This window comes from Streptomyces sp. NPDC060198 (assembly GCF_042728415.1).
In the GTDB taxonomy this organism is placed as follows: Bacteria; Actinomycetota; Actinomycetes; order Streptomycetales; family Streptomycetaceae; genus Streptomyces.
The window spans coordinates 1-4,760 of sequence record NZ_JBHWZJ010000468.1 but is presented as its reverse complement, the minus strand read 5'-3'; the positions used below and the strand labels follow the sequence as shown (position 1 = coordinate 4,760).

2 protein-coding genes and 1 pseudogene are annotated in these 4,760 nt (G+C 60.8%); all 3 read right to left on the bottom strand.

All coding sequences use genetic code 11. The features are described 5' to 3' along the window. Nucleotides 1-189: 189 nt before the first annotated feature. A pseudogene (locus ACFWEP_RS31780) lies at nucleotides 190-636 on the bottom strand (transposase family protein); the annotation flags it as partial. Nucleotides 637-724: 88 nt separating this feature from the next. Then, entirely contained in the window at nucleotides 725-1,189 is a 465-nt protein-coding gene (locus ACFWEP_RS31775; RefSeq protein ID WP_387375322.1) for an SUKH-4 family immunity protein, read from the bottom strand. A gap of 293 nt (nucleotides 1,190-1,482) precedes the next feature. Next, entirely contained in the window at nucleotides 1,483-4,542 is a 3,060-nt protein-coding gene (locus tag ACFWEP_RS31770) for a DUF3427 domain-containing protein (RefSeq protein WP_387375324.1), read from the bottom strand. Nucleotides 4,543-4,760 lie beyond the last annotated feature (218 nt).

The following is a 4,760-nucleotide window of genomic DNA, read 5'->3' as shown; positions in this document are numbered from 1 at the left end:
CGCCACCATGCACAACCACGCCCTCACACCATGATCCGCAAAGGTGCCGAACCCGGCTCCGCCTGCCCGCCCACAGACTTCTGCAACACGCTTTAATGGCTGTCCCGCAAGTGATCTCAGACGTGCTCCGCATCAGCCGTCGGCATAGATCCACTATCCGGCCAGGGCGATGTTGTGGAGGCGGGCGATGCCGAGCATGGCGTGGTGGACGGAGACGACAAGGCGTGAGTCGGCATCGATGACGACCTGACGGTTGGTCGAGTAGCGGTAGTTCTTGGACTGCTCCGCCACGCTGTGGTCCCGTGTCGGTACCAGGGTGCCGTCCACGATCAGCACCGTGTCTCGGCGGAAGCGGTTCCGCGGTCGCAGCGCGAGCAGGGGCCCGATGTGGCTCACGATCCGGCCCGCGGACGACTTCGAGATCCCGAACAAGGGGGCCAGCTGCCGCAAGGTCAGGTGTGTCCGCCAGTACGCGGCAACCAGCAGCACCCGGTCTTCCAGCGGCAGACTCCACGGACGACCCCTGCAAGCAAGGGACGGGTTTCCGCGTCGCAGCACTGTGATCAGTTTGCCGAACTGCTTCGGAGTGAGTCCGGAGTGCGGCGCTATCCATGAAGGCTCTGACGCCGTGATCACAGCCCCCGCATGCTGATCATCTCAGTCGTGGGGCCGCCTGGCCTCCCGCACGGGTCCAGACCTGCGGGCTCTGATCTGCCGACCGAGGTCAGTAGAGCCAGCGGTCCAGGTGTGCTGGCCAGAGAAACCCCTCGTAGCCGTTGAGGGCTGCCGGGTCGATCTCCTTCAGCTCCTCGGCCAGCCGGTTCAGCTCGGCGAAGGCCCGCTCTTCCTCGTCTTCGGAGAGGTACTCCTCGGGCCCGTCCGGCTCGCTAAGGAGCTCTGAGGCGGTGACGCGGCTGCCGTAGTGGTGAAGCACGGTGAGCCACACGTCGACACCCGAGTTGGCGAACCATGCCTCCCCATCTGGCATGACGAAGTAAACCGTTCCGGTCTCCGGCTCAACACCGAACCATGATCGCTCAGCCGGTCTATGGGGGTCTGTGTCCTCCGTGAGGCGGTAGAGCTGACCCTGGGACGTGTGGAGGACTGGATCGGCCTCGCTCTGCATCACGACCCGCTTGATGAGGCGCGGAGCCACCGGGATGCCCACCTCGACGAGTTGCATCTTCATGAACTCCGGGATCCGTCAGCCGGCGACAACGTCCCGTCCGGCTCGCGTGACATGCTCCGGACCGGCCCCTTCGGTCAGCTGGTCATATGTCGCCATCGAACGATCCTCTTCCGTCGGCTGCGGCCCAGACCCTATCGAGCCGACCTGAGGTCAATGCAGCACCACGTTTGCGGGACAGCCTTGGTCGGCGCACTATCCTTGACGGGTTCCCATTTTTGTATCCGTCACGGATTGGCAGGTGATTAAGGTTTGTCCCGAAAATCTGGTGAGTGCCAAGAATTACGGGGCAGCCCTTAGCCGGCTACGATTGCGGAGTATGTCAGCACATCGGCAGGAATTTCATGGCGCAGTTTCCAGATGATACCCATGGGCTTGCTGCCGGTATGCTCGACATATTCGGCCGGCCCCAATAGCATCCAAGGCTGCGGTCCTCCGACATCGGTCTTTTTATAGCGGCGCACGAAGAGGAGGATCCGGGTTCCGAGTTCTTTGTGTGTTTGATACCGAATTCCGGTGGGTGACGTCTCTGATGTTTGGTTTTGAGATTCCCAGTGGAATCGGAAGTCATTCAGGGCGTAGTCTTTGTATCGTGTTTCGGGCGAGAAGTCCTTCTCGTCCTTCTCTAGGGTGATGAACAGCGCATCGGTTGCGATGTTCTCGCACCACTTGACGCCTTCACGAAAATTCCCGGGCATAAAGCCGCCTGCTGTCGACTGTCCCAGAGCTGGCAGTATCTCCTCGCGACTGTATGAGGAATGAATGGCAAGGGGGAGGCTGCTGTGGGTTCCCAGCAATGGGATTGGGACGTGATCGACCTTATTGATGGCATGATCCAGTACTTGGCATACCTCATCGCGGAATGCTGGCTGGTTGCGGAGGGTGTCGAATCCCTCCTGATAGCTTGCGAAGCCGCCGCCCAGTGGCCACAGAGAGAAGAAGAGCATGCGCGCAAAGGCTTGCTCTTGCTCCGTCAGTTCGACGTAGGGGTGTGGACTTTCGGTGAGCAGTTTCGAGTATGCCTGTGCTCGCAGCGGGTCATCGACGTGGAGGAGCGCTGGGACGCGTTTGAGGAGTGCTGCTTCGCCCTCCGGGCCGTCAGGCGGCAACAGGCGGGCTCTACGTAGTAGGCCGGTCCAGGAGTTGCCGTTTCCTCGGTACAACTCCTTGATCTCGCGCCCGCTCTCGCGCAGGTATCCCGCAAGGCGGGGTTCTGCGTACGAGGCTACTTCGCGCGCAAGGTGTGTGACGTTTACGGAAATCTGATTCCGGATGTTTTCGATGATCAAGTCCTTGGCCTTGGACTCTAGGATGATCTGGCAGCCGGAGGGAAGTTGAGGGAAGTCTTGCTCAATGTGATGCAGAAGCCTGTTGCGTGTCAGGTTAGTGAGAGCTCGGAACTGCTCCTCGAATCGGAACTCTTTGCGGTGTTGGCCAATGAAGTCCAGGACGGTGAGTACTGCCTTGTCATCCGTTCGCCGCAGACCCCGTCCCAACTGTTGCAAGAAGACTGTCGCGCTAGAGGTGGGCCGTAGCAGGAGAAGGGTATCCACATCAGGGATGTCGAGCCCTTCGTTGAAGAGATCTACGGAGAAGATGATCTGCAGTGAGCCCGAGCGCAATTCATCGAGTGCTCTTTTGCGCTCCTCGCGCGATGTCTCACCGGATAGCGCTACTGCGTTGAGACCTGCCCGCCGGAAGAAGTCGGCCATAAAGTGGGCATGTGCCACCGTCACGCAGAACCCAAGGGCGCGCATGCTCCCCGGGTCGCTTACCTTGTCCTGCACGGCCTGCACAACGAGGCGAGCGCGGGCTTCATTGCCGGTGAATAGGTCGCTGAGCGCGCTGCGGTCGTACGCGCCGGACTTCCATGCAACGGCGCTCATATCGGTGTTATCTGTAATGCCGAAATAATGGAAAGGGCTGAGCAGGTTGTTCTCCAGGGCCTCCCAGAGGCGCATCTCTGCTGCGATCCGCCCATCGAAATATGCGTCCTGAATCGTGACGCCATCCATGCGTTCAGGGGTGGCAGTCAGGCCGAGTAGTTCGCGTGGGGTGAAATGGTTGAGGATTCGTCGATAGGTGGGTGAAGTCCCGTGGTGGAACTCATCGATGACGATGACGTCGAAGTGGGACGGGTCGAGTCGCTCAAGCTTTTGCGGAGTCAGTGACTGGACGCTGGCAAAAACATGCGTCCAGTCCTCGGGGACCTCGCCGCTGTAGCAGAGCTCGCCAAAGTTTGCGTCAGTCAGCACATTTTGGTAAACCCGCAAGGATTGTTCCAGAATTTCCTTGCGATGTGCGATGAATAGAAGACGGGGGTCGTTGCCCAGCTGTTGGCGCAAACGCTTGTAGTCGAGCGCAGCCATGACGGTCTTGCCTGTGCCAGTTGCGGCGACGAGCAGATTGCGATGCCTATCGTGCACCATGCGCTCAACCTCTAGGCGTTCGAGCATGTCGCGCTGGTGAGGGTAGGGCCGTACCTCCAGGCCGGAGAGCGAGATGGTGTTGCGTGCAGGTTCGGTCGAACCGCTGGCGTGTGACAGCGCTTCGTCCAGCCGTTGCGCGTCCCTGTCAGGGTCGTACGTTTCGAAGGAGCGCTCGCTCCAGTAGGCGTCAAATGTCGCTTCGAACTTGCGAAGGACAGCCGGGGTGGCGACGGAGGAGAGGCGTACGTTCCATTCAAGACCGTCGAGCAGTGCCGCCTTGGAGAGGTTGGAGCTGCCGACATAGGCCGTGTCGAAGCCGCTTCCCCGACGGAACAGCCATGCTTTTGCGTGGAGGCGTGTGGAGCGCAGCTCGTAGTTGACCTTCACCTCCGCGCCGAAGTCGCGCACCAGTCGATCGAGCGCGCGGCGTTCGGTGGCGCCGATGTAGGTAGTCGTGAGAACGCGGATGGGCACACCACGTTGATGAGCGGTGGCGAGTGCCTGTTCAAGGACGCGTAGGCCATGCCACTTCACGAAGGCGCAGAGCAGATCGACACGATCTGCGGTGGCGAGCTCGGAGCGCAACTCGAAGCCGAGGCTCGGGTCTTCAGGCGCATTGGTGATCAGAGCGGTATCGGACAGAGGCGTAGCCGGGCGGATGGAGTAGACGCCTGGAGCCGTATTCTCGGCTACCGCGAGCAGCTGGCGCGGCCCCTCGGTGATGAGATCGATCCATGAGGCTGCGCCCTCAATGGAGTTGAGCGATTCCAGTATGTGGTTCGCTGCGATGACCTGCTCCGAAGGTGTCAAGCCCTGGAGCACCTGTCGCACAGTTGCGGCGATATGGCGGGTGAGAACGTGCGGTACTGACTCCTGCCCCACCTCTGCTGCGACGGAGTGGTGCCCGGAGGCTTCAAGCTCACCCATGCGCTGCGCTAGGCGTTGAGTGATGAGCGTTTCGTACAACCCCACCACCGGAGCTACTGCCGAGAGATTCTTGGGCACGTTCCGACTCCCCCTGTCTCGTGGCTCACTACCGAAGTAGTTGTACCAAGCAGGACTGACACCCCTCTGAGGGGGGAGACCCCTTGTCCAAGGGAACCGCATGCGAGACCCCACGGGAATGGCGCGGAACCCCGTTGCGT

Coding starts and splice junctions, on each gene's coding strand:
- ACFWEP_RS31770 (WP_387375324.1), bottom strand. CDS start 4,542: ATGGGTGAGCTTGAAGCCTCCGGGCACCACTCCGTCGCAGCAGAGGTG.
- ACFWEP_RS31775 (WP_387375322.1), bottom strand. CDS start 1,189: ATGAAGATGCAACTCGTCGAGGTGGGCATCCCGGTGGCTCCGCGCCTC.